This window comes from Empedobacter stercoris (genome assembly GCF_025244765.1).
Classification (GTDB): Bacteria; Bacteroidota; Bacteroidia; order Flavobacteriales; family Weeksellaceae; genus Empedobacter; species Empedobacter stercoris.
The window spans coordinates 1,817,681-1,844,584 of sequence record NZ_CP104209.1 but is presented as its reverse complement, the minus strand read 5'-3'; the positions used below and the strand labels follow the sequence as shown (position 1 = coordinate 1,844,584).

Annotated in this window: 26 protein-coding genes; 23 read left to right on the top strand and 3 right to left on the bottom strand. The window is 34.0% G+C overall.

Annotation, left to right across the window (positions count from 1 at the left end; translation table 11 throughout):
* Window positions 1-45: 45 nt before the first annotated feature.
* Together NZD85_RS08760 and NZD85_RS08755 are read left to right on the top strand one after the other, a co-directional pair.
* Window positions 46-480, top strand: a complete 435-nt coding sequence (locus NZD85_RS08760) for an RrF2 family transcriptional regulator (protein WP_225541906.1) — start codon at window positions 46-48, stop codon at window positions 478-480.
* Window positions 481-542: 62 nt separating this feature from the next.
* The gene (locus tag NZD85_RS08755; protein WP_171623669.1) at window positions 543-1,040 is read left to right on the top strand and encodes a hemerythrin domain-containing protein; all 498 of its coding nucleotides are present in this window, start codon (window positions 543-545) and stop codon (window positions 1,038-1,040) included.
* 153 nt (window positions 1,041-1,193) lie between these two features.
* Here the strand turns inward: NZD85_RS08755 and NZD85_RS08750 are convergent, their stop codons facing one another.
* The 3 genes from NZD85_RS08750 to NZD85_RS08740 all read right to left on the bottom strand — a co-directional run bounded on the left by NZD85_RS08750 (window position 1,194) and on the right by NZD85_RS08740 (window position 4,632).
* Window positions 1,194-2,252 (bottom strand): glutaminyl-peptide cyclotransferase, encoded by a 1,059-nt coding sequence (locus tag NZD85_RS08750; protein WP_260541464.1) that lies wholly within the window; start codon window positions 2,250-2,252, stop codon window positions 1,194-1,196.
* 54 nt (window positions 2,253-2,306) lie between these two features.
* Window positions 2,307-2,855 carry a crossover junction endodeoxyribonuclease RuvC gene (gene ruvC, locus NZD85_RS08745; protein WP_260541462.1) on the bottom strand — a complete coding sequence of 183 codons (549 nt, stop codon included), beginning with the start codon at window positions 2,853-2,855 and terminating at the stop codon, window positions 2,307-2,309.
* Window positions 2,856-3,123: 268 nt separating this feature from the next.
* Complete coding sequence (locus NZD85_RS08740; protein WP_260541461.1) at window positions 3,124-4,632, bottom strand: GH3 auxin-responsive promoter family protein; 1,509 nt, start codon at window positions 4,630-4,632, stop codon at window positions 3,124-3,126.
* Between the two features lie 52 nt (window positions 4,633-4,684).
* On the opposite strand from NZD85_RS08740, the gene NZD85_RS08735 reads away from it, so the two are divergent.
* From NZD85_RS08735 to NZD85_RS08635, 21 genes are all read left to right on the top strand, one after another.
* Window positions 4,685-5,476: a DUF2797 domain-containing protein gene (locus tag NZD85_RS08735; protein WP_188319496.1), complete on the top strand. Its 792-nt coding sequence runs from the start codon at window positions 4,685-4,687 to the stop codon at window positions 5,474-5,476.
* A gap of 153 nt (window positions 5,477-5,629) precedes the next feature.
* Window positions 5,630-6,067 carry a hypothetical protein gene (locus NZD85_RS08730; protein ID WP_188319497.1) on the top strand — a complete coding sequence of 146 codons (438 nt, stop codon included), beginning with the start codon at window positions 5,630-5,632 and terminating at the stop codon, window positions 6,065-6,067.
* Between the two features lie 81 nt (window positions 6,068-6,148).
* Window positions 6,149-9,517 carry a transcription-repair coupling factor gene (gene mfd / locus NZD85_RS08725; protein WP_260541460.1) on the top strand — a complete coding sequence of 1,123 codons (3,369 nt, stop codon included), beginning with the start codon at window positions 6,149-6,151 and terminating at the stop codon, window positions 9,515-9,517.
* Between the two features lie 228 nt (window positions 9,518-9,745).
* Entirely contained in the window at window positions 9,746-10,111 is a 366-nt protein-coding gene (locus NZD85_RS08720) for an NADH-quinone oxidoreductase subunit A (RefSeq protein ID WP_171623771.1), read from the top strand.
* A 29-nt stretch (window positions 10,112-10,140) separates the two neighbouring features.
* A complete protein-coding gene (locus NZD85_RS08715) occupies window positions 10,141-10,713 on the top strand; it encodes an NADH-quinone oxidoreductase subunit B (RefSeq protein WP_171623770.1) in 573 nt (190 codons plus the stop codon).
* A gap of 9 nt (window positions 10,714-10,722) precedes the next feature.
* Window positions 10,723-11,262, top strand: a complete 540-nt coding sequence (locus NZD85_RS08710) for an NADH-quinone oxidoreductase subunit C (protein WP_171623769.1) — start codon at window positions 10,723-10,725, stop codon at window positions 11,260-11,262.
* A 2-nt stretch (window positions 11,263-11,264) separates the two neighbouring features.
* Window positions 11,265-12,506: an NADH-quinone oxidoreductase subunit D gene (locus NZD85_RS08705; RefSeq protein ID WP_171623768.1), complete on the top strand. Its 1,242-nt coding sequence runs from the start codon at window positions 11,265-11,267 to the stop codon at window positions 12,504-12,506.
* Between the two features lie 15 nt (window positions 12,507-12,521).
* On the top strand, window positions 12,522-13,013 hold the full coding sequence (locus NZD85_RS08700) for an NADH-quinone oxidoreductase subunit NuoE family protein (RefSeq protein ID WP_260541458.1): 492 nt from the start codon (window positions 12,522-12,524) through the stop codon (window positions 13,011-13,013).
* Window positions 13,013-14,371: an NADH-quinone oxidoreductase subunit NuoF gene (nuoF, locus tag NZD85_RS08695; RefSeq protein ID WP_260541456.1), complete on the top strand. Its 1,359-nt coding sequence runs from the start codon at window positions 13,013-13,015 to the stop codon at window positions 14,369-14,371. Before NZD85_RS08700 ends, nuoF begins: the two co-directional genes overlap by 1 nt.
* Before the next feature lie 7 nt (window positions 14,372-14,378).
* Window positions 14,379-15,461 carry a 2Fe-2S iron-sulfur cluster-binding protein gene (locus NZD85_RS08690; protein ID WP_038333449.1) on the top strand — a complete coding sequence of 361 codons (1,083 nt, stop codon included), beginning with the start codon at window positions 14,379-14,381 and terminating at the stop codon, window positions 15,459-15,461.
* A gap of 25 nt (window positions 15,462-15,486) precedes the next feature.
* On the top strand, window positions 15,487-16,536 hold the full coding sequence (gene nuoH / locus NZD85_RS08685) for an NADH-quinone oxidoreductase subunit NuoH (RefSeq protein WP_019974862.1): 1,050 nt from the start codon (window positions 15,487-15,489) through the stop codon (window positions 16,534-16,536).
* 22 nt (window positions 16,537-16,558) lie between these two features.
* A complete protein-coding gene (gene nuoI, locus NZD85_RS08680; protein WP_260541454.1) occupies window positions 16,559-17,059 on the top strand; it encodes an NADH-quinone oxidoreductase subunit NuoI in 501 nt (166 codons plus the stop codon).
* Window positions 17,059-17,577, top strand: a complete 519-nt coding sequence (locus NZD85_RS08675; RefSeq protein ID WP_171623762.1) for an NADH-quinone oxidoreductase subunit J family protein — start codon at window positions 17,059-17,061, stop codon at window positions 17,575-17,577. The genes nuoI and NZD85_RS08675 overlap by 1 nt, the downstream gene beginning before the upstream one ends.
* 16 nt (window positions 17,578-17,593) lie before the next feature.
* On the top strand, window positions 17,594-17,920 hold the full coding sequence (nuoK, locus tag NZD85_RS08670) for an NADH-quinone oxidoreductase subunit NuoK (protein ID WP_171623761.1): 327 nt from the start codon (window positions 17,594-17,596) through the stop codon (window positions 17,918-17,920).
* Window positions 17,921-17,922: 2 nt separating this feature from the next.
* Window positions 17,923-19,815: an NADH-quinone oxidoreductase subunit L gene (gene nuoL / locus NZD85_RS08665; protein ID WP_260541452.1), complete on the top strand. Its 1,893-nt coding sequence runs from the start codon at window positions 17,923-17,925 to the stop codon at window positions 19,813-19,815.
* Window positions 19,816-19,822: 7 nt separating this feature from the next.
* The gene (locus NZD85_RS08660) at window positions 19,823-21,241 is read left to right on the top strand and encodes a complex I subunit 4 family protein (protein ID WP_188319506.1); all 1,419 of its coding nucleotides are present in this window, start codon (window positions 19,823-19,825) and stop codon (window positions 21,239-21,241) included.
* 20 nt (window positions 21,242-21,261) lie between these two features.
* Window positions 21,262-22,650, top strand: coding sequence for an NADH-quinone oxidoreductase subunit N (locus NZD85_RS08655; RefSeq protein WP_171623758.1), 1,389 nt, complete (start codon window positions 21,262-21,264; stop codon window positions 22,648-22,650).
* A gap of 233 nt (window positions 22,651-22,883) precedes the next feature.
* Window positions 22,884-24,740, top strand: coding sequence for a M1 family metallopeptidase (locus NZD85_RS08650; protein ID WP_260541451.1), 1,857 nt, complete (start codon window positions 22,884-22,886; stop codon window positions 24,738-24,740).
* A complete protein-coding gene (locus NZD85_RS08645; protein ID WP_260541450.1) occupies window positions 24,740-25,513 on the top strand; it encodes a type III pantothenate kinase in 774 nt (257 codons plus the stop codon). The genes NZD85_RS08650 and NZD85_RS08645 overlap by 1 nt, the downstream gene beginning before the upstream one ends.
* Before the next feature lie 145 nt (window positions 25,514-25,658).
* On the top strand, window positions 25,659-26,234 hold the full coding sequence (locus tag NZD85_RS08640; protein WP_115002302.1) for an RNA polymerase sigma factor: 576 nt from the start codon (window positions 25,659-25,661) through the stop codon (window positions 26,232-26,234).
* Window positions 26,218-26,880 carry a hypothetical protein gene (locus NZD85_RS08635; protein ID WP_260541449.1) on the top strand — a complete coding sequence of 221 codons (663 nt, stop codon included), beginning with the start codon at window positions 26,218-26,220 and terminating at the stop codon, window positions 26,878-26,880. The genes NZD85_RS08640 and NZD85_RS08635 overlap by 17 nt, the downstream gene beginning before the upstream one ends.
* Window positions 26,881-26,904: the final 24 nt, after the last annotated feature.

Genomic DNA, 26,904 nt, shown 5'->3' with positions numbered 1-26,904 from the left:
TTGTTGTATATTTGTAAGGTAATTTACAATGAATAAAGGAATTTAATGTTTTCAAAAGCGTGTGAATACGGCATAAAAGCTTGCGTTTTTATCGCACAAGAATCAGTAAAAGGACAAAGAGTTAATTTGAAACAAATTTCGAATTCTATTAATTCACCTGAAGCGTATACAGCAAAGATTTTACAACAATTAGTAAAAGCTAATGTAATTTCTTCTGTGAAAGGAAAAATGGGAGGTTTCCAAATGGATGCAACACATTTAGAAGATATCAAATTGGTTCATATCATCAAAGCGATTGATGGAGACGGATTGTATCATAGTTGTATTCTTGGTTTGGTAGAATGTGATTCAGAAAAGCCTTGCGCTTTGCATAGTAGAGTTTTTGCTATTCGAAATGATTTGAGAGCGATGTTAGAAAGAACTTCGATGTTCAATTTAATTGATGACCTTGAGAAAGGATTAGCTTTCCTTAAACATTAAAAAAAAAAATTACCAATAAATAAGATAAAACTATCCGAGTATCCGAATTAAAATATTAAGAAATGAAACTAGCCATAGAAATTCCTCAAACTAACCCATCGCATTTAACTTATTCTTTAGGTTTAAATTTGAATGAGGCTTGTGCAAGACATCATAAAACCCTGTTTTTTTGTTGGAACATTAGAGCGGGAATTGACAAGGGAATCGAGATGCAGCGTATTGTAGATTATGTTAGCTGGTACGGAAAAGAAGTGTTGTTTCGTAAATTTGAAATCGAAGAACAATTTCTTTTTACCATGCTGGATGAGGATCATTATTTGGTAAAAAGAGCACTTAAGGAACACAGACGTTTGAGACGTTTGTTTAAAATAGACACTAAAAATCCGATGAAAAGTTTGATTTATATCGAAGAAGAATTGGATTTGCATATTCGATTCGAGGAAAAGCAAATGTTTCCAGAATTCGAGAAAAATGCAACACAAAAAAAGTTAAAAGTAATCAATGAACAGTTTAATTCACTTTTAACTAATGCAGATTGGAAAGATCAATTTTGGTTATAGATCTCTCATAACTAAAAATTTTTACTTATAATTTTTTAGATGATTTTTGATAAGAAAAGCTCGATTTTGCAGGTCGAGCTTTTTATTTACACCAAAATAATCAAACCAAAAAGGCAAGCTATATAAAGCTTGCCTTTTCTTTTGGAAATTATTTTATTTCTTCACTTTTACTTCAAAAATTTTATCCCAAAGTTTACCAGTTACGAGCATGTTTCCGTTGTCTTTGAACGCAATACCGTTCAATTCTTGTGCTTGCGGATTACCTTGTTTACCTTTCAGTTCTGCAAAATTAAATTCAGCTTTTACAGCACCTGTTTGCGGATCAATTACCACGATATTACTATTATCTGCGTGTCCAGATTTTAAGTACACGTTGGCGTAAATGAAACCATCGTGGTATTCAATTTCATTCAAATAACTATATGGTTGTTGGCTATCAAAAGCTTGTATGGTTCTAAGGTAATTAAAGTTATCGTCAAAGAAATGAATACGTTGAGAGCCCTCAGTTACAGCCAATTCTTTTCCGATAGTTGTAATTCCCCAACCTTCAATTATTTGTGCCGGCATATCTAATTTCTTGACTTGATTAAAGTCCAAATCATATTTGTAAATTGCACGATCTTGCCATGTTAATTGATAAATAAAACCATCTAATTCTGTAATACCTTCTCCAAAAACATCATCTTTTATTTGGTACAATTTTGTCGGTTCCGTTGCTCCTAACTTATATTCAATCAGGCGTGTTTTTCCATCACGAAGTCCTGTTCCTTCGAAAATATTTCCATTCTTGAAATAAAACCCTTGTGTAAAATAATCGTTGTTGTGTGGATAGCTACCAACTATTTCATACGACCATTTTGCAGCAGGTTCATTTGCATAAACCACAAATGTAAAATCGCGTGAATTTGTTTCTTCTTCACCGTTGTAGAATCTCAAATTAACAGTATGATTTCCTAATCCAATTGTTTTTCCATCAATTGTAAAATCAGCAGGCACTTCTTGTCCATCGACAGAAACCACAACTTTCGTAATTCCTTCTAAACTTGTCAAAGGAATATCGATTTTATCTCCAATTTTATATTTGTTTTGTTCTATTTTCGATACAATCTCAGTGATAGCTGTGTTATTTTTTCCTGAAGAATCTTTGCACGAAAACAATAAGGAAGAGAAAACAGTGGCACAAACTGATGCAGCGATTAAATATTTTTTCATTTGATTTTTTTTATGTTTTTATAAATTAGGTTGCTAATTATAGTACAAATATATCTATTTTGTTCGATTCGGATTATTTTTCACAAAAGCACCCCAACCTGAATATGAACTTGATGTTCCTGATGTTTTTCCTGAATTTAGATAATGACAAACTGCAACAGCAAGTCCATCTGTGGCATCCAAACGCTTTGGAATTTCCTTCAGGCCAAGCAAATGTTGCAACATCCCTGCTACTTGTTCTTTAGATGCATTTCCATTCCCAGTAATTGCCATTTTAACTTTTTTTGGAGCATACTCAACAACTGGCATATCGCGATGCAAACACGCCGCAATACAAACACCTTGTGCACGCCCAAGTTTTAGCATAGATTGAACATTTACACCAAAAAATTGCGCTTCAATGGCCAGTTCATCTGGATGATATTGATCGATAATGGCCAAGGTTTTTTCGAAAATCATTTTTAATTTCGTTTGTTGATTCGGAAGTTTATGCAACAATAATTCATCTAATGTAATTAATTTCATCTTGTTGTTTTTGACTTCAATCAAACCAAAACCCATTACCATTGTACCAGGATCAATCCCTAAAATAATCTTTTCCATTGTTGCGAAGATATTAAGATATTCTCAAAATTAAGCTGAATTGTGTTTTGCATTAATTTGGTATAATCGAAAATCTCTACACATAAAGTTTTCGATAATTTGAATTCCTTGTGTAAGATTGTCCAAAATTTACCATATTCCGTATCGTTTTTCATGTAATTATTCAAGGGAAACGTATTTTTTAGAAATAAATTTACTGGTTTTGAGTTAATTATCCTATAAAATTTACGGAAAACAAAAGAGAATCTAAGTTGATTCTCTTTTGTTTTTATTTTCTATTTAAAGCGATTAATGGTTCTATAAATTCTCTTGTATTGGATAATCTCGGTACTTTATTTTGACCACCTAATTTTCCACGAGAAGACATCCATTCTATAAATAATCCTTTTCTCGCACAATGAACAATAGGACGATTAAGCGTCATATTATTGTAACGTTTTGCTTCGTAATCGGAATTAACTTCTTGCAATCCTTTGTCTAAACAATCAATAAATAGCTCAAAATTTTCAGGTTCTTTATCAAATTCAATCATCCATTCGTGTGCACCTTTTTCTTTACCTTCCATAAAAACTGGACCAGCACTGTATTCAGAAATAATAGAATTCGTTTGCTGGCAAGCTCTTTTCAACGCTTCTTCTGCATTTTCGATCATTAATTCTTCTCCAAATGCATTGATATAATGTTTTGTGCGTCCAGAAACAACGATTCGGTGTGGATTTGTTGAAGTAAAGCGAACCGTATCACCAATGATATAGCGCCATAATCCGCCATTAGTGGTAATGACTATTGCATAATTTTTTCCCACTTCAACTTCTTCGATAGTTAAATAATGTTGATTTTCTGAACCAAATTCTTCCATCGGGATAAATTCATAAAAAATACCATTGTCCAATAATAACAATAAATCTTTTTTATGCAATTGATCTTGAATTCCAAAGAATCCTTCCGAAGCATTGTATAACTCGAAATAATTTAAATCTTTTTGAGTGATTAAATTGTAATTTTCAGCATAAGGTGTAAAGTTGATTCCTCCATGGAAAAATACCTCCAAGTTTGGCCATAATTCGTCCAAATAGTTCTTTCCCATTTCAGCTAATAATTTGTTTAATACAACTAACATCCACGATGGAACTCCTGTTAAAGAGCCGACATCTTCATTTCTTGTTGCATTAATAATGGCATCCATTTTTACATTCCAATCTGACATCAACGAAATCTCACGATTCGGGATGTTTTTCATTTCGGCATAAAAAGGTAAATTATCAATCAAAATAGCTGATAAATCACCAAAACGTGTGTCGTATTGTTGATAAAGTTCACTACTTCCTCCAATTCGAAGATTTTTATGCATAAAAATATCCGTTTCGGGATAAGCATTTAAATACAACGCAAACATTGTTTTTCCAGCTGCATAATGACAATCTTCTAACGATTCATTACTAATCGGGATAAACTTACTTTTGGCATTTGTCGTTCCCGAAGATTTAGCAAACCATTTTATTTTACCATGCCAAGCAACGTCTTTTTCACCTTTTCTTGCTAATTCGATATAAGGCTGAAAATCTTCATAGTGTACAGCAGGAACTTGTTCTTGAAATTTCTGAATAGATTTAATTTCATCAAAATGAAATTCCTTTCCGTAAATAGTCGATTTGGCTTTTTTGATGTTTTCAAACAACACACGTTCTTGCGTACCAATTGGATTTTTGATGCTTTCTTCGATAACATTCATTCTGCTACGCATCATAATTTCCATAATCTTATTGACTATTCCCATCCGTTAAAAGTTTTGTAGATTTACACAAAATTAATTAAACTTTTTTAGCAATATGCAGTTTGAAGGACAAATTCGTAAAATGACAACTGAAAATGGAACTCCTATAAATTACTATTGGAATTTCAAGAATGATTTTATCGTGATGAATCAATTGTTAGGAAAAAAAATCAAGATTAGCTTTGATCATTACGAATGTTTGAGTTGCCACGAGGATAAAGAAATTTACCAGATGGGATATTGTAAAAATTGTTTTTTTACAGTCCCAGAAGCCAATCCAAGTATCATCAATCCAGAACTTTCTACCGCACATTTAGGAATTGGACAACGTGATTTAGAATTTGAAACAAAGTTCGAATTGCAACCGCATATTGTTTATTTAGCGAATTCATCTGGTGTTAAAGTTGGCGTGACACGTTTAACGCAAGTTCCAACACGTTGGATAGACCAAGGTGCATCAGAAGCAATTATTATAGCGCGGACAGATAATCGTTATGAAGCTGGAATGATAGAGGTTTCCCTAAAAAATGTAATTGCTGACAAAACAAATTGGCAACGTATGCTGAAAAATGAGGTACCTGAAATTGATTTGTATCAACACTATCAAACCATTAAAGAGGAGGTTAATCCAGAGTTTAGACAGTTTTTAGTCGAAGAACCAGAAGTGATGAAATTAGATTATCCTGTTTTATCCTATCCTGAAAAAGTGAAATCATTAAATTTGAAAAAAACGCATGAAATAGAAGGGGTTTTGAAAGGAATTAAAGGTCAATACTTAATTTTTGAAGACAATACAGTTTTTAATGTACGTGGGCACGAAGGATTTTATGTGAATTTTGAAGTGTAACGTTAAATAGAAATAATTCAATAAATAATCGATTTTCTTGTAGAGTCGATTTTTTTATTCCTTTATCTTATTGATTTTAATAAAAATACTTGTTTTTAAATTTATTTGTTATTACATTAGATACAATCATTTAACACAAAAAAATATTGAATTATGAAAGCAAGTGCATTATTTATGGTTGGCGGGATTTTGGCTTTAACAGCATGTAATAAAAAATCAGATTTACCAGATTATAAAGTGAAAGAGGCAATTTTAGACGTTTATAAATACAGAGCCGATAAACCAGATTCGTTGTTTGCTAAAGTTGAAGGTGTGAATGTTGATGATTTGAATGCAGTTGTGAAACAATATGGACCTGTAGACATCTATAATTTTGAGAAAATGACTCCGCTACAAGACGGTGATAAAACGGTTTACGAAGCAGTTTATAAAGTATCTTTTAAAGGAGCAGAAGGAACAGAAACGTTTAAAGTAAAAAGAGTAGATAAATTGGACGGAATTGTTGTTGGCTATGCAAGTGATGTGAAACCAATTGCTCCCAATGCTGATTCTATAACAGTAAAAAAAGATTCTGTTGCTGTCAAGAAATAGATAGTTTAAAAATTATATTTTTAAGAGGATAGTTTTCTATCCTCTTTTTTGTTTTTATCAATTGATTATCTTTGCAAGAATTTGGAACAGAAAACTATTCACAACGTTTTTAGCTTATACGATTCTTCAGATTTCGTACAGAAGCTTATTGTCAATTTTAAAAATAATCCACATCATAAAGTTAACATCAAAGGATTCTTAGGTTCTGGATTAAGCATCCTAACGGGGCATTTATATGATCGTGTTGCTCGTCCAACCATTCTAATTTTTGATGACAAAGAAGAAGCAGCTTATGTGTTGAATGATTTAGAAACTTTGTTTGATAAAGAACAAATTCTATTTTTTCCTTCTTCTTATAAACGTCCTTACGAGGTAGAGGAAGTGAACAACGCGAATGTGGTCATACGCACAGAAGTATTAAATGTGCTTTCGCATTCAAAGCGACCAAAAATTATTGTGACCTACGCAGAAGCCTTGTCCGAAAAAGTGGTGACGAAAAAAGCATTGACAACAAATACCTTAAAAGTAAAAGTTGGAAATGATTTAGGGATTGATTTTTTGACAGAAATATTAGCGTCTTATAATTTTCACCGAGTAGATTTTGTCTCCGAACCAGGTGAATTTTCGATTCGTGGAGGGATTATAGATGTTTTTTCGTTTTCCAACGAACATCCATATCGTATTTCGCTGTTTGGAGATGAAGTTGAAACAATCAGAACATTTGATATTGAAAATCAATTGTCAATTGCGACAACAAAAGAAATTACGATTATTCCGAATCTTGAAAGTAAATCAATCAATGAAAAACGCGAAAGTTTTTTAGAATATATACCAAAAGATAGTTTGATTATCGCTAAAAACATTTCAGTTTTAGCAAAACAAATCAATCGGAATTTTGAACAAGCCGAAGCTGCTTTCTCAGAACTGAAAGGTGAGATTAAACAAGCTGAACCGAATCAATTATTTTTGAATGAAAATGGTTTTCTTCAACAAATTTCAACATTTGGAGTGATCGAATGTTCGATGAAATCTTATTTCGAAACAATTGAAGAAATTGAATCACCTTTTAAGCCACAACCAAGTTTTAATAAACAATTCGAATTATTGATAGATGATTTGAATGAACATAAAGCGGAAGGTTTTAAAAATGCACTGATTTGTTCGAACGAGAATCAAATCAAACGTTTCGAAGAAATTTTTGATGATATCGGAAAAGAAGTGTCGTATATTCCAGTTTTAGGATCTATTTATCAAGGTTTCATCGATGAAGAAATCAAATTAACGTGTTATACGGATCACCAAATTTTTGGACGTTATCATAAATTCAATCTTCGTAATTCATTTTCGAAAAAAGAAGCCATCACGCTTAAAGAAATTAATTCGTTGCAAGTGGGTGATTTCGTGACGCATATCGATTATGGAATTGGAAAATTTGCTGGACTAGTACGTTTAAATAACAATGGTGTTATGCAAGAATCGATCAAATTGATCTATCAAAACAATGATATTTTGTATGTCAACATTCATTCGTTGCATAAAATTGCCAAGTTTCGAGGGAAAGATGGACAAGAACCAAAAATTTCAAAATTAGGTTCGCCTGCTTGGAAAAATTTGAAGAATAAAACAAAAGCAAAGGTCAAAGAAATTGCTTTTGATTTAATCAAATTATACGCTAAACGGCGTGCAAGAAAAGGATTTTCGTATTCACCCGACACGTATTTGCAAAATGAATTGGAAGCTTCTTTTATTTATGAAGATACACCCGATCAATATAAAGCAACGCAAGATGTAAAAGCTGATATGGAATCGGAGCGTCCGATGGATCGTTTGGTTTGTGGTGATGTTGGTTTCGGGAAAACGGAAGTAGCGATTCGAGCAGCAATGAAAGCTGCTGTAGATGGAAAGCAAGTTGCAGTTTTAGTACCAACAACAATTTTAGCTTTTCAGCATTTTAAGACGTTTTCAGAACGTTTGAGAGATTTACCTGTTAAGGTCGCTTATCTTAATCGATTTGTTACAGGAGCGAAGAAAAAGACCGTTTTAGATGGCTTAAAGTCTGGTCAAGTGGATATTGTGATTGGTACGCATCAATTGGTTAATCCAAAAATCGAATACAAAGATTTAGGTTTATTGGTTGTTGATGAAGAACATAAATTTGGTGTTGGAGTAAAAGATAAATTAAAAACACTTCGCGAAAATATTGATACATTGACGTTAACGGCTACACCAATCCCTCGTACGCTTCAGTTTTCGTTGATGGCTGCGCGTGATTTATCAGTGATTAAAACGCCACCACCAAACCGTCAACCAGTCGATACGCAATTGGTAGGATTTAACGAAGAGGTTTTTCGTGATGCAATTATGTACGAAATGCAACGAGGTGGACAGGTTTATATCATTCACAATCGTGTGCAATCGTTAAAAGATATTGCTGGAATGGTACAACGTTTAGTTCCTGATGCGCGTGTTGCTACTGGACATGGGCAAATGGAAGGGAAAGAATTAGAAGCTGTTTTACTCGATTTTATTGATGGACGTTACGATGTTTTTGTTTCCACAACGATTATCGAATCGGGATTGGATGTTCCGAATGCCAATACAATTTTAATCAATGATGCGCAAAACTTCGGTTTAGCCGATTTGCATCAAATGCGTGGTCGTGTAGGGCGTAGTAACCGCAAAGCATTTTGCTATTTGGTTGCACCTCCGTTGTCTGTTTTAACCGATGAGGCTCGTAAACGTTTGCAAGCAATTGAACAGTTTTCAGATTTAGGTTCTGGATTTAATATCGCGATGAAAGATTTAGAGATACGTGGTGCAGGAAATCTATTAGGTGCAGAACAAACTGGATTTATGATGGATATTGGTTTCGAAACGTATCAAAAAATCTTAAATGAAGCCATTGAAGAATTAAAAGAAACGGATTTCAAAGATTTGTTCGAAGATCAAAAAACGGGAGAAGTAAAATCCTATGTTTCGGATGTGCAGATTGATTCGGATTTGCAAATTATGTTCCCAGATGAATATATAGAAAGTTCTGAAGAACGTTTATTGTTGTACAAGGAATTAGCTGATATTGAGACTGAAAATGAGTTAGAAGCGTTTAAAAACAATTTGATTGATCGCTTTGGTCAATTACCTGTTGAAGCTGAAAATTTATTAGAATCTATTCAATTGAAATGGATTAGTAAAAAATTAGGTTTCGAACGATTGGTCATGAAAAAAGGCGTGCTTTTGGCTTATTTTATTAATAAACCACAAAGCGAGTTTTATCAATCAGATGAATTTAGAATAATTTTAAATAACGTTCAAAATAACCCTAAAAATATCAGTTTTAAGGAAAAATCACCTAAAAAAGGAGAAGAATATCCAACATTATTACTGCGATTTGAACACATACAAAACGTGCATGAAGCCTTACAAAGTCTACAAAATTTATTAATTCATTAACATTTTTTAGTTTTAATTAGTAATCTAATAAAATACGCAAGGAGAATTAACCAAGTTGTTAGTTCTCCTTTTTTAGTGGAATAAACTCAAATACCGATATAGATAAATTGTATTATATTTATCATATTAAGAACTGCAACTCGTTGTAAACGAATAATCATAAATAATATGGTAATTTATTATTATTTTTATCGATAAAATATTAGTTGGAAAAACAGTAAAGTAGTTATGGACACAGCATCAAGTTATATTCCTATCCTCATTCTTTTTGTCGTTGCTTTTGCATTCGTAGCAGGAACTATCATTGCAACACATTTGCTTGGACCTTCGAGAAAGACAGATGAAAAGTTAGAGAATTTCGAGTCGGGGATAGAAAAAGTAGGAAATGCAAGACAGCCATTTGCCATTAAGTATTTCTTAGTTGCAATTTTATTCGTGTTGTTCGATGTAGAGGTAATTTTCTTTTACCCTTATGCAGCGAATTTTAAAGAATTAGGTTGGGAAGGATTTGCAGCAGTTGCAACATTCGTTGGATTATTCTTCGTGATGTACTTATATGTACGCAAAAAAGGAGCTCTAAACTGGGAAAAATAGAGCGTTTTAAAATCTAAAATAATAGTATAATGATTCATAATAAAAGACCAGTAACACACAATACCAACGTGAAGATCGTTGAGTCTCCAGGTGGTTTTGAAGGTGAGGGTTTTATGGCGATGCAATTATCAAAAGTAGTTGGATTAGCCCGTAAAAACTCAATTTGGCCTTTACCATTTGCGACAAGTTGTTGCGGAATCGAGTTTATGGCGACAATGGGTTCGACTTACGATTTGGCACGTTTTGGATCTGAACGTTTGGCTTTTACGCCACGTCAGTGCGATTTGTTGATGGTAATGGGTACAATTTCTAAGAAAATGGCTCCAGTTCTGAAGCAAGTTTACATTCAAATGGCAGAACCTCGTTGGGTTATTGCAGTTGGAGCTTGTGCAAGCTCAGGTGGTATTTTCGATACATATTCGGTTTTACAAGGGATTGATGAAGTAATTCCTGTAGATGTTTATGTGCCGGGTTGTCCTCCTCGTCCAGAAGCAATTATTGATGGCGTAATGCGTATTCAAGAATTGGTAGAGTCAGAAAGCGTTCGTCGTAGAAGTAGCGATGAATATCAGCAACTTTTAACAAGTTATGGAATTAAATAAGTCGAAATAATGGATAATTCATTTATAAAAGACCGTTTGGTTCAAAAGTTTCAAGAAAACATCGTTGGATACGAAGAACACTTTGGTGTTTTGACAATTCATGCAAACAAAGATTTCAATCTGAAAATTCTTCAATATTTATACGACGAAGAGCAATTAGCATTTAAATTCTTGAAAGATTTAACGGCGATTCATTACCCAAATAATGTTGGAGAGGAATTAGTTGTAACTTATTTAGTCTATAATATGTACGAGAATGTTGAGGTTCGTTTAAAATTTGCTTTACCAATCGAAAAACCTTCGATTTTTACAGCAACTAAATTATTCGAAACAGCAAACTGGTTAGAACGTGAAGCGTATGACTTTTTCGGAATTGATTTCGTTGGGCATCCAAATTTAATTCGTGTAATGAACGTTCCAGAAATGGATTATTTCCCTTTACGCAAAGAATTCCCATTAGAGGATCAGACGCGTAAAGATAAAGACGATGAGATGTTTGGTCGTGGAGGAGATTTCAATTATGGAGGTTTTAATGTAAAAGCAAATTAACCATGGGAAAAGAGAAAACTAAAACAAATAAACATCTTGATCTTCCAGACGGTTCTTTAGAAAAAAGCACAATAACCTTAAACTTAGGACCTACGCATCCTGCAACACATGGGGTATTTCAAAATATTTTAGAGATTGATGGTGAAATCATCAAATCGGCGGTTTCTACAGTTGGGTATATTCACCGTGCTTTTGAGAAGATTGCTGAACGTAGACCATTGTACCAAATTACACCTTTAACAGACCGTTTGAACTATTGTTCGGCACCGTTGAATAACTTGGGTTGGCACATGACAGTTGAGAAATTTGTTGGAATTGAAGTTCCAAAACGCGTTTCTTATTTACGTGTCATCATCATGGAATTGGCTCGTATTGCAGATCATATCGTATGTAATTCGATTATGGGAGTTGATACAGGAGCATTTACAGGATTCCTTTATATGATGAAATACCGTGAGTTAATTTATGAGATTTACGAAGAAATTTGTGGTTCTCGTTTAACAACAAATATTGGTCGTATTGGAGGTTTTGAACGTGATTTTTCTGAAACTGCTTGGGAAAAAATCCATCGTTTCGTAAAAGAATTTCCAGATGTCTTAACAGAATTTGAGAACCTATTCGTACGTAACCGCATTTTTATGGATCGTACACAAGGAGTTGGAGGAATTTCTGCTGAGCGTGCATTAAATTATGGTTTCACAGGACCAAACTTACGTGCGGCAGGTGTAGACTATGATCTTCGTGTTGCCAAACCATATTCTCGTTACGAAGAATTCGAATTCGATATTCCAGTTGGTACAACAGGAGATTGTTACGATAGATTCTTAGTGCGTGGTCAAGAAATGTGGCAAAGTTTAAGCATTATCAAGCAAGCAATTGCAAAAATTGATGCGTTAGAAGGAGAAGAAGCAACACAGTATCATGCAGATGCTCCAGACTTCTATTTACCACTTAAGAAGGATGTGTACACAAAAATGGAAGCGTTGATCTATCATTTCAAAATTATTATGGGAGAGGTAGATATGCCAAAAGGAGAAATTTATAATTCTATAGAAGCCGCAAATGGTGAGTTAGGATATTATTTTATCTCTGATGGTGGACGTTCGCCATACCGTTTACATTTCCGTAGACCTTGTTTCATTTATTATCAAGCTTATCCAGAATTGATCCAAGGATCAATGATTTCAGATGCCATTGTTACAATGAGTAGTCTGAATTTGATTGCTGGAGAATTAGATGCTTAATAAAAATTATTAAAAATGGCAATTCAATTTTCAGAAGAGACACAACAAAAAGTAGATAAAATCATCGCACGTTATCCAGCGGATAAAAAACAAAGTGCTTTGATCCCTTTACTTCATGTAGCACAAGCTGAGTTTGGTGGTTGGTTAGACACACCTCATTTAGATTATGTGGCAGAAGTATTAGAAATTTTACCAGTAGAAGTTTACGAAGTAGCTTCTTTTTATTCGATGTTCAACCTAAATCCCGTTGGGAAATATGTGTTAGAAGTTTGTCAAACAGGACCTTGTATGTTAAATGGTTCAGACAAAATTATCGAGCACATCAAATCAAAGTTAAATATTGAAGCTGGAGGAACTTCGACTGATGGTTTATTTACCTTAAAACCAGTCGAATGTTTAGGAGCGTGTGGTTATGCACCAATGATGCAGTTAGGAAAAACTTATCGTGAGCATTTGACGATCGAGAAAGTGGACGAATTATTAGAGGAATTGAAAAAATTAGCATAATGGGACAAAAATTACTGTTAAAAAATATTGATGTTCCAGGAATTCGTCATTACCAAGTTTACCGCGAAAATGGTGGGTATGCAAATGCTGAAAAAGCATTTAAAATGACAACCGACGAAATCTTAGAAGAAGTAAAAACTTCTGGTTTAAGAGGGCGTGGTGGAGCAGGTTTTCCAACTGGAATGAAATGGAGCTTTTTGGCAAAACCAGAAGGTGTTCCAAGACACTTGGTGGTAAATGCAGACGAATCAGAACCAGGAACGTTCAAAGACCGTTTCTTGATGGAATATATTCCTCATTTGTTAATCGAAGGCGTTTTGATTTCATCATTCTGCTTAGGATCTAACACTTCATTTATTTATATCCGTGGAGAATACGCGTGGGTTGCAGAAATTTTAGAAGAAGCAATCGACGAAGCAAAAGCTGCAGGTTGGTTAGGTAAAAACATCCAAGGAACTGGTTTCGATTTAGAAATTTATGTTCAGCGTGGTGGTGGAGCTTACATCTGTGGTGAGGAAACGGCATTATTAGAATCGTTAGAAGGTAAACGTGGAAATCCACGTCTTAAACCACCTTTCCCAGCTGTAAAAGGATTATGGGGAAGACCAACGGTTGTAAACAATGTAGAAACAATTGCTGCTGTAGTTCCAATTATTGAAATTGGAGGAGAAGCCTATTCTAAAATCGGAGTTGGTCGTTCTACAGGAACAAAATTAATTTCTGCTTGTGGTAATATTAATAAACCAGGTGTTTATGAAATTGATATGACGATTACGGTTGAAGAATTTATCTATTCAGACGAATATTGTGGCGGAATTCCAAACGGAAAACGCCTTAAAGCATGTATTCCTGGAGGAAGTTCTGTGCCAATTGTTCCTGCAAACTTATTGTTAAGAACTGCCGAAGGTAAACCTCGTTATATGAATTACGAAAGTTTAGCAGAAGGAGGTTTCCAAACAGGAACAATGATGGGATCTGGAGGATTTATCGTGTTAGACGAAGATCAAGACGTGGTGTATCATACATATACATTAGCTCGTTTCTATCGCCACGAATCATGTGGACAATGTTCGCCTTGTCGTGAAGGAACAGGTTGGATGGAAAAAATCTTGAAACGAATCGATGAAGGAAAAGGTAAAATGTCAGACATCGAATTGTTATGGGATGTGCAACGTAAAATCGAAGGAAATACAATTTGTCCATTAGGAGATGCAGCGGCTTGGCCTGTTGCAGCGGCAATTCGTCACTTCCGTGATGAATTCGAGTGGCATATTAACAATCCAGAAGAATGTTTGACGCGTAATTTTGGTTTAGCACATTATGCTGATCCAATCGAAATAAAAGAAACCGCAAATTAATACGAAGATGGCAGAAGAAACACCATTATTTAAAGTTACCATCGATAACGAAACGATTGAAGTACCTGCGGGAACAACGATCCTTCAAGCCGCTCGTATGATAGGTAAAGAAGTAGCACCTCCAGCGATGTGTTACTACGGTAAATTAGAAAACACAGGAGGAAACTGTAGAACATGTTTGGTAGAAGTATCAAAAGGGAGTGAAGCAGATCCTCGTCCAATGCCAAAATTGGTTCCATCTTGTCGTACAACGGTAATGGACGGAATGGTTGTAGGCAATAAAACGTCTGAACGTACTGTTGAGGCACGTAAAGGTATTGTTGAATTATTATTAATCAACCATCCTTTAGATTGTCCAGTATGTGATCAAGCAGGAGAATGTAAATTACAAGATTTAAGTTACGAGCACGGAGCAGAAGCAACACGTTACGAATTTGATCGTCGTACATTCCCAAAAGAAGATTTAGGTCCAAATATTCAGTTGAACATGAACCGATGCATTTTATGTTATCGTTGTGTAAAAACTGCGGATCAAATCACAGGTTGTCGTGAGCATGGTGTAATGAATCGTGGAGATCACGCAGAAATTTCAACTCATATCAACAAAAGTTTAGATAACGAATTCATCGGAAATATTATTGATGTTTGTCCAGTTGGAGCTCTAACAGATAAAACGTTCCGTTTCAAAAATCGTGTTTGGTTCTTGAAACCAGTTGATGCACATCGCGATTGTCCGACTTGTTCTGGTAAAGCACAAGTGTGGTTCCGTGGAAACGAAGTTTTCCGTGTAACAGCTCGCAAAGATGAATTTAACGAAGTAAAAGATTGGATTTGTAACACATGTCGTTTCGATAAAAAAGATATCAACGATTGGACGTTAGAAAAACCATCAGAAATTTCTAAAGATTCTGTTGTTCGTCAAGGTCATTACTTTGAGAATAAAGTGGAGCCAAAAGAAACACTTCCGAAAGTAATCAAACGCGATCCAAAGATTTTATTAGATATTCACTCGGTTTCAGAAGTAAATGAACCAAATCGTGATTTATCTAAAATTGATGGACCAGCAACAAGTAAAGATTTTAAAGATTAATCATTCGTAAATAAAATTAACAAAAATGACAGAAGAATTTATTGCTGATGCATTAGAAAAGTTAGCTTTAGTAGGCGTAATGATTGGTTTTGCATTAGTTGTTGCCATGTACTCTACTTGGGCTGAGCGTAAAGTTGCAGCATTCTTACAAGATCGTATCGGACCAAACCGTGCAGGTATTTTTGGTTTATTACAACCACTTGCCGATGGTTTAAAATTATTCTCAAAAGAGGAAATTACACCAAAAGATTCGAATAAATTTTTATTCATCTTAGGTCCATCTTTGGCAATGATTGTAGCTTGTATGACAGGTGCAGTTATTCCATGGTCGACAGCTTTCGAGATTGGAGATCGTGTAGTTGTTCCTCAAATTGCAGATGTTAACATCGGGTTTTTATACATTTTAGGTGTGTTAAGTTTAGGTGTTTATGGAATTATGATTGGTGCTTGGGCATCGAACAACAAATACTCTTTAATGGGAGGTTTGCGTGCAGCTTCGCAGATTATTTCGTACGAATTACCAATGGGAATTGTGTTAATCACAATTTTGATGATGACAGGTTCTCTAAAATTGAGTGATATTGTACATTATCAACAAGAACATGCATGGTTTATCTTATTACAACCATTAGGATTTATCATTTTCTTGGTGTGTTCGTTTGCAGAAACTAACCGTACTCCGTTCGATTTACCAGAAGCAGAAAATGAATTAATTGGAGGTTATCACTCAGAATATTCTTCGATGAAGATGGGATTCTTCTTATTTGCAGAATACATCAACATGTTTATCAGTTCTGTGGTAATTTCTACCATCTATTTTGGTGGATACGATATCCCATTTGTAGACGATGCAACATTAGTAAACTCTATCGGAGTGAATGGAACGGCAATTCTTAATTTTCTTTCATTATTCGGTAAAGCTTGTTTCTTCATCTTCTTCTATATGTGGGTGCGTTGGACAATTCCTCGTTTCAGATATGACCAATTAATGGATTTAGGTTGGAAAAAATTATTGCCTTTAGCATTAATCAATATGTTAATTACAGGCTTAGTGATTTTATTATTAAACAAGTAGAATCATCAAAATCATTAAAAGTATGAAACCAATTACAAATAGAGTAAAACAAGTAGAACGTAAACCCCTTACTTTTTGGGAAAGTATCTATTTGATTTCTATCGCAAAAGGGTTGATGATTACATTGAAGCACTTCTTTTCGAAGAAAGCAACAATTAGTTATCCAGAAAAACAAAGACCGTTTAGTCCTGTATTTAGAGGATTACACGTTTTGAATAGAGACGAAGAAGATCGTGAAAATTGTACGGCTTGTGGGCTTTGTGCCTTAGCTTGTCCAGCAGAAGCGATTACAATGGAAGCAGCAGAAAGACTTCCTGGGGAAGAGCATCTTTACCGCGAAGAAAAATACGCAGCGAAATATGAAATCAACATGTTACGTTGTATTTTCTGTGGATTTTGTGAAGAAGCTTGTCCAAAAGATGCCGTTTATTTATCGCAAACTGTCCCACCAGCAAGTTTCAAACGTCAAAACTTCATCTATTCTAAAGAAGATTTATTAATCCCGAAAAAAGCTACAAACTAATGGAATTACCTATTATTTTATTCTACGTATTGTCAAGCTTAACGGTGTTAAGTGCGCTACTAATGGTGTTCAGTAAAAATCCTGTTCATTCCATTTTATATCTAATCGTAACATTCTTCTGCATCAGTGGACATTATGTATTGTTAAACGCTCAGTTTTTAGCAGTTGTAAATGTAATTGTCTATGCCGGAGCAATTATGGTATTGTTCTTATTCGTGGTCATGTTAATGAACTTGAATAGTGAGAAAAAATCTTTTGGTCGACCAGCAAAAATAGTAGCTGCGAGTTTAATCTCCTTGTTATTTGTTGCTTTGACAATTGGAATTTTTGCTCAAAATCAAGAAGCAGGAAAAACAGCTGTCGAATTAGGAACAGGAGATTTAGGATTGATTCACAACTTAGGTTCATTGTTGTATTCAGAATATGTTTTACCGTTTGAGTTGAGCAGTATTTTGTTTATTTCAGCAATGATTGGAGCAGTGATGTTATCAAAGAAAGACGAAGAATTATTGGATTAAATATAAAAAGTAAAAGATGTTACCAATCAGTTATTATATTACTTTATCATTAATCCTATTTGGAATAGGAATGACAGGTGTAATGCTACGTCGCAACGCGATTGTCATTTTTATGTGTATAGAATTGATGTTAAATTCTGTGAATTTGTTGTTAGTCGCGTTCTCAAAAATGCACTATCACGCAAATCCAGCATTAGAAAAAGGAACAGATGCACAACTTTTAGTATTCTTTATTATGGTTGTAGCTGCAGCTGAGGTTGCTGTAGGATTATCGGTGATGATCTTATTGTTCCGCAAAGTATACTCGGTAGATATTAATGTGTTAAATCGTTTAAAAGGTTAAGAATGGAGCAGTATATATGGTTAATTCCTTTGATTCCATTCATCGGATTTTTGATTAACGGTTTAGGACGAAATGTACTTTCTAACAGCTTAGTGACTTTCATTGGAAGTGGCGCAGTTTTGGCAAGTTTCATTTTATCAATCATGGTGTTCATCGCCGTTCCTTCAGGAACAGATGCGCAACCATTAATTTTTAAGGCATTTGATATTATCAATATTCCAACTTTACAAGTTCCGTTTGCATTTCAAATAGATGCATTAACGAGTTTGTTTTTGTTAATTATTACAGGAGTTGGATTTTTAATTCATGTGTATAGTTCAGCTTATATGAGCGAAGACAAAGGATTTGCAAAATTCTTTTCTTACCTAAATTTATTCATCTTCTTCATGTTGATTCTTGTAATGGGAAACAACTTTGTAATGATGTTTATTGGTTGGGAAGGAGTAGGATTATGTTCATTCTTATTAATTGGTTTTTGGTTTACAAATCCAGAATACATCAAAGCAGCGAAGAAAGCTTTCATCATGAACCGTATCGGAGATGTTGGATTCTTATTGGCAATGTTTTGGATTTTCAAAGAATTTGGAACGTTAGAATATGTAAAAGTATTTAGCCAATTAACAATTCAGCCAGGAGCATTTACAGGTTTTGTATTGACAGGAATTACGTTATTGTTATTCTTAGCAGCAACAGGAAAATCGGCTCAATTACCACTGTTTACTTGGTTACCAGACGCAATGGCAGGACCAACGCCAGTTTCAGCACTTATTCACGCTGCAACAATGGTTACGGCTGGTATTTTTATGATCACACGTTGTAATGAATTGTTTACTGCAGCGCCATTGACTTTAGAAATTATTCAGTACATAGGAATTGCAACCGCATTTGTTACAGCAACTATTGCAATGCGTCAAAATGATATCAAAAAAGTATTGGCTTATTCTACAGTTTCTCAGTTAGGATTAATGTTTGCAGCAATTGGTTCTGGAGCATATATCGCAGCGGTTTTCCATGTGATGACACACGCTTTCTTTAAGGCTTTATTATTCTTAGGAGCAGGTTCTGTGATTCACGGAATGCACCACGAACAGGATATGCGTAAAATGGGAGGGTTGAAAAAATACATGAAAATTACTCATATCACTTTCTTGATCGGATGTTTGGCAATCGCAGGTATTCCTGGTTTATCAGGTTTCTTCTCGAAAGATGAAATGTTATTAGGAATGTTTGTATCTAACCCAGTTGTTTACGGAATTGGTTTTATTGTTTCAGTAATGACAACATTCTATATGTTCCGTTTATATGCCATGACTTTCTTAGGCGATTTACGAAGCAAAGATGCTCATCCGCACGAAAGCCCAGCAGCAATGACAATTCCATTAATCATTTTAGCAGTTCTTTCTGTTATTGCAGGTTATATTGGAATTCCAGCTTTATTTATGCAAGATGGACATAAGTTGCAAACTTTCTTAGGTGGAGTTGTTTCTATCGGAGAAGTACATCCTGTTTCTCATGCAACAGAATGGATGATGATGGGCGCTTTATTAATTTGTGTACTTGGAGCAATTTATTTTGCAATTAAGAAATACACCAATTATGTAGATGGAGAAGCGACAGGAATTGCAAAATTCTTTGAAGATAAATGGTACATCGACGAATTATACGACAATGCAATTGTAAAGCCATTGTTTGAGTTAGGCGATGTCTTGAAAAAATATGTAGAAAAAGCAGGTATTGCAGCTTTTGTTTTAGGAGTTGGAACTGTTTCTGGTCGCGCATCAAAAAATGTACGTCAGCTACAAAACGGAAATGTAGGATTCTATATTTTGTTGATGGTTTTCGGAATCGTTGCAGGTATAGCTATCTTTTTTATGGGATATTTAATTTCAAAATAGGTTAGTAATGCTTTTATCTTTATTTATCATATTACCATTAATAGTAGGAGTTTTTATGCTATTAATGCAAGGACAAAAACCACAAAGATGGTTAGGAGCATTCGTTGGCGGAGCATTGTTAGCGTTATACTTGTTTATCAGTTGTCAAGGAGGAACAAACGAGTTAACATACCAAACACAATGGTTCAATTTCAACAGCGTTAAAACTTATTTTGCGTTAAATGCTCAAGGTTTAGGAGGTTTAATGATTTTATTAACGAACCTTACTTACTTCGCTCTTTTTGTTTATTTGGCAACAACAAAACAAAAATATAGCAATACATTCTACGGATTATTGCTAATCACTTTAGCTGGTTTAAATGGAGTTTTCTTAGCAGAAGATTTAATTTTATTCTATTTCTTCTGGGAAGTTGTTTTGATTCCAGTCTATTTCTTAATTGGATTATTCGGAATTGGAAAAGACAAAATTCGCGCAAATATGACATTTTTCTTATACACGATTTTAGGATCGATGTTTATGTTAGCTGGAATTATTTACATCGGATTTTTCTTACAACCAACTTCGTTTTTATTAACGGATATCGTACAAGTAACAGGACCACAATATTCAACAAACACCGCGTTAGCATTGTTATTCTTAATCGCTTTTGTAATTAAAATTCCAATCTTTCCATTTCATACATGGCAACCAACGATTTACAAAACATCGCCAACTCCATTAACAGTTGTTCTTTCTGCTTTGATGGCAAAAATGGGATTATTTGCTGTGGTAACTTGGTATTTAGGAATGTTTCCAACGATTTCTGAATTATTCGAATACATTATGTACGTCGCAATTTTCGGATTAGTTTACGCTTCGTTAATCGCTTTGAGCACAAAAAATGTAAAGAAAATTATTGCGTATAGTTCGATTGCGCATTTGGCTTTAATTTTTGTATCGTTATTTTCAGAATTAGCAAATGGTGTAACAGGTGCTTATTTCCAAATGTTTTCGCATGGTTTAGTTGTTCTTGGATTATGGTTATGTGTAGATGTAATGGAAAGAAAATATGAGTTGACAGACATTAAATCGATAGGTGGTTTAGCAAAAGTTGATCCTTCATTGTCAATCTTGTTTATGATTTTTGGTTTAGCAAATATTGCTTTACCATTAACAAGTGCATTTATCGGAGAATTTATGATGCTTTCAGCATTATTTACACATAATCCAGTTTTATGCGTGGTTGCATGTTTAGGTGTTATTTTATCTGCCGTTTACACGTTGAGATTATCAAGTGCATTATTGTTTGGAGAAGTAAAAAACATCAAACACAGAGATGCTCAAAAAAGAGATTTTGGACCAATTGCAGTTATTTCTGTAATCGCAATCTTGATAATCATTTTAGGCGTTTATCCAACACCAATTTTTAATTTATTAGCACATTAATCATTTTTGAATAAATAGATATGAATACGATTATTTTATCAGCACTTTCAGGTATTATTTTGATGTTTAGTGGATTCTACATCAAGAATAATCGTGCCTTAAATATTCTTTCGGTTGTTCTGTTTTTCGGAATGATTGTAGGAGGAATTTTCGATTTGAAAGGTTGCTCAATGTTCGCAGGAAAATTCGATAATATGATTGGACAATCGCTTTATGGCGTTTCCTTCTTTATCGCATTGGCTGGACTGGCAATTTTTTACTTATTGTTGAACAAAGATTCGTTTGAGAAAGTAGGAAAGCATGTAGCAGAATATTATGCCTTGATTTTCTTCTCTTTTACAGGAATCGCCGTTTTAGCACAATTCCACAACTTGGTCATTATGTTCTTAGGAATCGAATTAATGTCAATTCCGATGTACATTCTTGCAGGTGTCAATAAGGAAAGTATAAAAAGTACAGAAGCATCTGTAAAATACTTCTTGATGGGAGCTTTCTCAACAGGGATTTTGATGCTGGGGGTTACATTTTTGTATGGCGCAACAGGAACTTTTATGGTTGACCAATTGGTGAACTATAACAAAGATTTCGAAACTATTTATTACGCTGGATGGTGTTTAATCATCTTCGCATTTTGTTTCAAAGTTTCTGCCGCACCTTTCCATGCATGGACACCAGATGTTTACGATGGAACACCAACAGTGTTCACATCATTTATGTCGACAATTATCAAAGGAGGATCATTTTTAGGATTTATTTTAGTCTTAAAATCTTTCCCAATACATGTAGAATATGCCGAGTATTACCGTTTATTATTAGCGTCAATCATTATTTTGACGTTGTTTATCGGGAATTTTGGAGCAGTTTCTCAAAAATCTGTCAAACGTTTGATGGCTTATTCATCAATCGCGCAAGCAGGTTTCATGCTATTTGTTTTATTTAATATCAACTCAGCTTCAAAAGAAGCATTGATGTTCTATACAATTGCTTATACAATTGCGAATTTTATTATTTTCTATACAATTGATCAATTCAAAAATCCAAATTTTGAAAGTTTCATTGGTTTAGGAAAAGCAAATCCAGTTTTGGCTGCAGCAATGACAATTTCATTGATTTCATTAGCAGGTATTCCGTTAACAGGAGGTTTCTTTGCGAAATTCATGGCGTTGAGTATTGGTGGAACAAATGAGAAAAATTTATTTTTGATTGTAATAGCATTAGTTATGGCAGTTTTGAGTATGTATTATTACTTCAAAATCATCAACTATATGTATTTCAAAAAAGGGAAAAATAAATTAAAAACACAAGATGGCTTAACAAATTTCCTTTTAGTAATCGGAATGGTTATCTTGATTGTAATGGGAATTTTTCCAGGAATATTATCGTCATTTTTACAAACACCAATGTGGTAATTGTGAAATGATTATTATATAGTTTTTTATTATTTATTATTTTAAAAAGCTCGTTTCAAGTTATTTGAAACGAGCTTTTTTGTTTAAAACAATGAATTAATATCTCTAAAAGAATTATTAGACTTGATAAGAGTAGAGTTTGATTGTTTAAAGTAAGCAAAAGCTTGAAACAAAACCGACTTGTTTCAAGCTTTTTTGTATTTTTGAAGTTGAAGTTTAATAATACTGTTAGAATGAGAAAATTTACATTATTAATCTGCTTATGTTTGGTGCAATTTGTTTTCGCTCAGCGCAAAGGATATTGGCAACAAAAGGTAGATTATAAAATGACGATTGATATCAAAGACGATTTGTATCAATACGATGGGAAAATGAAATTGAAATACACAAACAACTCAGGTCAAAGCTTGAACAAGGTGTACTTTCATTTATATTTTAATGCCTTCCAACCTAAATCGATGATGGATTATCGTTTAGCAAATATTGCAGATCCAGACAAGCGAATGGTAAATAATATCGGAACAAAAGAAAATCCTAAATTAGAATCGCGTATCGCAACTTTAGGGAAAGACAATATGGGTTACCAAAAAATTATTTCGTTAACTCAAAATGGTAAAGCTACTTCGTATAAAGTTGATGGAACAATCTTAGAAGTAACATTAGCAACGCCAATTAAAGCTGGAGAATCAACAACATTTGATATGGTTTGGGAAGCACAAGTTCCTGAGCAAATTCGTCGCTCTGGACGTAATTCGAAAGAAGGTGTAGCGTATTCGATGACTCAATGGTACCCTAAAATGGCTCAATTTGATGATTTCGGATGGCATTTAGACGAATATGTTGGACGCGAATTTATTGCGCCTTTTGGTGATTTTGATGTAACAATCAATATTGGAAAAGACTATGTAATTGGTTCATCTGGAGTGTTACAAAACCCGAAAGAAGTAAAAGGTTATGATAAAAATGCAAAAATTGTAGAGAAAAACGGACGTGCTTCTTGGAATTTTAAAGCAACAAATATTCACGATTTTGCTTGGGCTGCAGACAAAAAATTTGTTGTAGATGAGGCTACATCTAAAGGAGGTGTAAAAGTATATTTCGTGTACAAACCAGGCGAAAAAACTACAAAAGTTTGGAAAGAGGCAATGCCTTACACAACTGGTTTTTTTGATTATGCTGGAGAAAAATTCGGAGCATATCCTTGGCCAACATATACAGTAGTACAAGGTGGTGATGGTGGTATGGAATACGGAACTGCAACGTTGATTACAGGAGAAAGAAATTTAGCTTCTTTGGTAGGAGTTATTTACCACGAGGCAGCGCATTCTTGGTACCAACATTTATTTGGAATCAACGAAACGGTTGACGAATGGTTTGATGAAGGTTTCACATCTTACATCGAAAATTTAGCTTCTTTACAAGTATTCGGAAAGCAAGCAACTTTACCATCAAATCCTAATTTAGATGCATCAAAAGGTTACATCAATTTAGCATTATCAGGGAAAGAAGAACCTGCAAGTTTATTAGCAGATTACTACAACACAAACTATGCGTATTCATTAGAAGCATATTATAAAGGTCAAGTTTTAGCAATTCAGTTAGGATATATTATTGGGCAAGATAATTTAGACAAAACATTTTTAGAATTCTATAACCAATGGAAATTTAAACATCCAACCGCTAACGATTTCAAACGTGTTGCAGAAGAAGTTTCTGGAATTAATTTAAAATGGTACTTCAACTTATTTATCAATACAACACGCAAAATTGATTACGCTGTAGAAGCTGTAAACGGAAATACAATCACAATTGCAAATAAATCAGATTTTGCAATGCCGATAGATTTATTGGTTGAATATACAGATGGTTCGAAAGAATTATTTTACATTCCTTTACGTGAAATGCGTGGAGAAAAACCAGCAGAAAATTTAGTGGAATATCAAGGTGCTAAAAGAACGATTTTAGAAGATTGGTTCTGGACAAAACCAACATATGACGTTAAAGTTTCAAAAGAAGTTAAACAAGTTACCATCGATCCAACAAAACGTTTGGCAGATGTAAATGATAAAAATAACGTATTTACAAAATAATGTTATTAGCAGTAAATATTGGAAATACTAATCTTCGTTTCGCGGTTTTCAAAAGTGAAACGGAGATTATTACATGGACAATCAATTCAAAACCTTATCGTACCGAATACGAATTTTTTGCAAAATTCTCGAACATGTACGAACCTTTCGGAATTGAGAAATATGATATTACAGATATTGTGATTGGTTCGGTTGTGCCACCACTTACAGCAAGTGTTAAGATTGCTTTACAAAAAATTCACAAGTTCAAACCAATGGTTGTGGATCGTAATACGCCATCAGCAATCAAGCATAAGTCAAACCAAATGGGAACAGATTTGTATGCGAATGCAGTGGCAGCACATTATCAAGACTACAAAGGCAAGAAAATCGTGATTGATTTTGGTACAGCGTTAACTTTTTTAGGGATTGACGAATCGGCAAATGTCGGTGGAGTAGTGATTGCTCCTGGAATTATAACTGCCTTAAATTCATTGGTAGGAGAAACGGCTCAATTACCAACAGTAGAACTGAAAGCGCCTAAAACTGTTTTAGGATCTGATACAGAATCTTGCATGCAATCAGGAATGGTTTATGGTTTTTTGAGTATGGTTGAAGGAATGATTGATCGTATCAATGCCGAAGAAGGAGAACAATGTTATGTGATTTCGACAGGAGGAGTTGGTGGCGTTTACAAATCGTTGACAGATAAAATTGATATTGATGATCGTTTACACACAATAAAAGGTCTTAAAATATTATACGAATTGAATAAAGATTCGTTTCAGAAATAAATTTATTTTAGATAAATATGATTAAAAAGCTCGCTAATTGCGAGCTTTTTTCGTTCTATATCAAATCATTTCAAAAAAAATGTTTAATTTTCTGTAACCTTTTTACAAACCTTGAGTCTATTAAGTAAGAAAGCAATTAACACACGTGAAATTATTTGTACTAAATCGAAAAAGTAAAGAAGAAATTTTAGTCGATCGACTAAAAAAGAACGATGCTTTGGCGCAAAAAGAACTCTACGAACAAAGCTCCAAAAAGATGCTGAGCGTTTGTAGAAGCTATATCGAAGACATGCATTATGCAGAAGATTGTATGATTAATGGTTTTTGTAAAGTCTTTAATCATATCGAGAAATTTCAAAATAAAGGAAGTTTCGAAGGTTGGATGCGTCGAATCATGGTCAACGAATGTTTAACTTTTTTACGTGCAAATAAAACATTGATTTATGTTGATGATGTAAGAGTTTCTAATTATGATGAAGCAGATGAAGAAGTAGAAGAAACGTGGTTAAATTTTAATGTGCAAGAGGTGTTAGATCAACTTTCAGAACCTTATCGATTGGTGTTTAATCTTCATATTCTCGAAGATTATTCGCATCAAGAAATTTCAGAAATGCTGAATATTTCGGTGTCGACCAGCAAAACGCAATTGTTTCGAGCAAAGGCAAAACTGAAAGAAATTGTTCTAAGTAAAAAGAAAATGACAAATGAAAAACAACGATAAAATATCAAACTATATAAAAGACGATTTAGAAAATCGTGAATTGAATCCTTCTCATGATGCGTGGGACAGAATTCAAGCTCGTATGGATGTCGCTCCATCACCACAAAAATCAAATTTTAAATGGTGGTTGTCTGCTGCGGTTGTGGCGTTATTTACGGTTTCTACATCAATTTATTTATTCTCGAATCAATCGAAAGATGATCGACCAAAAGAATTTGTAAATCATCAGGAACAAAATAATCCGCAAGAAATTCAATCAGATTCTAATACAGTTCATTCTTCAGAATCGATTTTAGCGAATAATGAAAAGATTGATTCCTCTAAAAAAGAAGTTGAAATTCAGACACAAGAAGAGAAGAAACCAATTCAACATGGTAAAGTTCAAGTGGCAATAAACGAAGAATCTCAACAAGTTGAAATGGCTTTTCCAACGAAGAAAGAAGCTATTGTAGAGAAGAAAGAAGATTTAAAATCAGAAGCTCAACCAAAGAAAAATATTGCAGCTAACACAACATTAGATTCTGTAAAAGTGAACAAAAAGAAGAAGAATTTTGTAGATCCAAATATGTTGTTGTATTCGATCGAAAATAAAGAAAATCTAAAGGAGTCAAACCAATCGCGCGTGGTTTCTATCGGCTTCAAATAAAACATTAATATCCCTAAATTAGCA

Excerpts from the sequence above, each read along its gene's own strand:
- nuoF (WP_260541456.1), top strand. The coding sequence starts at position 13,013 with ATGGGACAAAAATTACTGTTAAAAAATATTGATGTTCCAGGAATTCGT.
- NZD85_RS08755 (WP_171623669.1), top strand. The coding sequence starts at position 543 with ATGAAACTAGCCATAGAAATTCCTCAAACTAACCCATCGCATTTAACT.
- nuoL (WP_260541452.1), top strand. The coding sequence starts at position 17,923 with ATGGAGCAGTATATATGGTTAATTCCTTTGATTCCATTCATCGGATTT.
- NZD85_RS08635 (WP_260541449.1), top strand. The coding sequence starts at position 26,218 with ATGAAAAACAACGATAAAATATCAAACTATATAAAAGACGATTTAGAA.
- NZD85_RS08675 (WP_171623762.1), top strand. The coding sequence starts at position 17,059 with ATGGAATTACCTATTATTTTATTCTACGTATTGTCAAGCTTAACGGTG.
- NZD85_RS08730 (WP_188319497.1), top strand. The coding sequence starts at position 5,630 with ATGAAAGCAAGTGCATTATTTATGGTTGGCGGGATTTTGGCTTTAACA.
- NZD85_RS08690 (WP_038333449.1), top strand. The coding sequence starts at position 14,379 with ATGGCAGAAGAAACACCATTATTTAAAGTTACCATCGATAACGAAACG.
- NZD85_RS08750 (WP_260541464.1), bottom strand. The coding sequence starts at position 2,252 with ATGAAAAAATATTTAATCGCTGCATCAGTTTGTGCCACTGTTTTCTCT.
- NZD85_RS08760 (WP_225541906.1), top strand. The coding sequence starts at position 46 with ATGTTTTCAAAAGCGTGTGAATACGGCATAAAAGCTTGCGTTTTTATC.
- NZD85_RS08740 (WP_260541461.1), bottom strand. The coding sequence starts at position 4,632 with ATGGGAATAGTCAATAAGATTATGGAAATTATGATGCGTAGCAGAATG.
- nuoK (WP_171623761.1), top strand. The coding sequence starts at position 17,594 with ATGTTACCAATCAGTTATTATATTACTTTATCATTAATCCTATTTGGA.
- NZD85_RS08645 (WP_260541450.1), top strand. The coding sequence starts at position 24,740 with ATGTTATTAGCAGTAAATATTGGAAATACTAATCTTCGTTTCGCGGTT.
- ruvC (WP_260541462.1), bottom strand. The coding sequence starts at position 2,855 with ATGGAAAAGATTATTTTAGGGATTGATCCTGGTACAATGGTAATGGGT.
- NZD85_RS08705 (WP_171623768.1), top strand. The coding sequence starts at position 11,265 with ATGGGAAAAGAGAAAACTAAAACAAATAAACATCTTGATCTTCCAGAC.
- NZD85_RS08715 (WP_171623770.1), top strand. The coding sequence starts at position 10,141 with ATGATTCATAATAAAAGACCAGTAACACACAATACCAACGTGAAGATC.
- NZD85_RS08720 (WP_171623771.1), top strand. The coding sequence starts at position 9,746 with ATGGACACAGCATCAAGTTATATTCCTATCCTCATTCTTTTTGTCGTT.
- NZD85_RS08650 (WP_260541451.1), top strand. The coding sequence starts at position 22,884 with ATGAGAAAATTTACATTATTAATCTGCTTATGTTTGGTGCAATTTGTT.
- NZD85_RS08710 (WP_171623769.1), top strand. The coding sequence starts at position 10,723 with ATGGATAATTCATTTATAAAAGACCGTTTGGTTCAAAAGTTTCAAGAA.
- NZD85_RS08700 (WP_260541458.1), top strand. The coding sequence starts at position 12,522 with ATGGCAATTCAATTTTCAGAAGAGACACAACAAAAAGTAGATAAAATC.
- NZD85_RS08735 (WP_188319496.1), top strand. The coding sequence starts at position 4,685 with ATGCAGTTTGAAGGACAAATTCGTAAAATGACAACTGAAAATGGAACT.
- NZD85_RS08660 (WP_188319506.1), top strand. The coding sequence starts at position 19,823 with ATGCTTTTATCTTTATTTATCATATTACCATTAATAGTAGGAGTTTTT.
- NZD85_RS08655 (WP_171623758.1), top strand. The coding sequence starts at position 21,262 with ATGAATACGATTATTTTATCAGCACTTTCAGGTATTATTTTGATGTTT.
- nuoI (WP_260541454.1), top strand. The coding sequence starts at position 16,559 with ATGAAACCAATTACAAATAGAGTAAAACAAGTAGAACGTAAACCCCTT.
- nuoH (WP_019974862.1), top strand. The coding sequence starts at position 15,487 with ATGACAGAAGAATTTATTGCTGATGCATTAGAAAAGTTAGCTTTAGTA.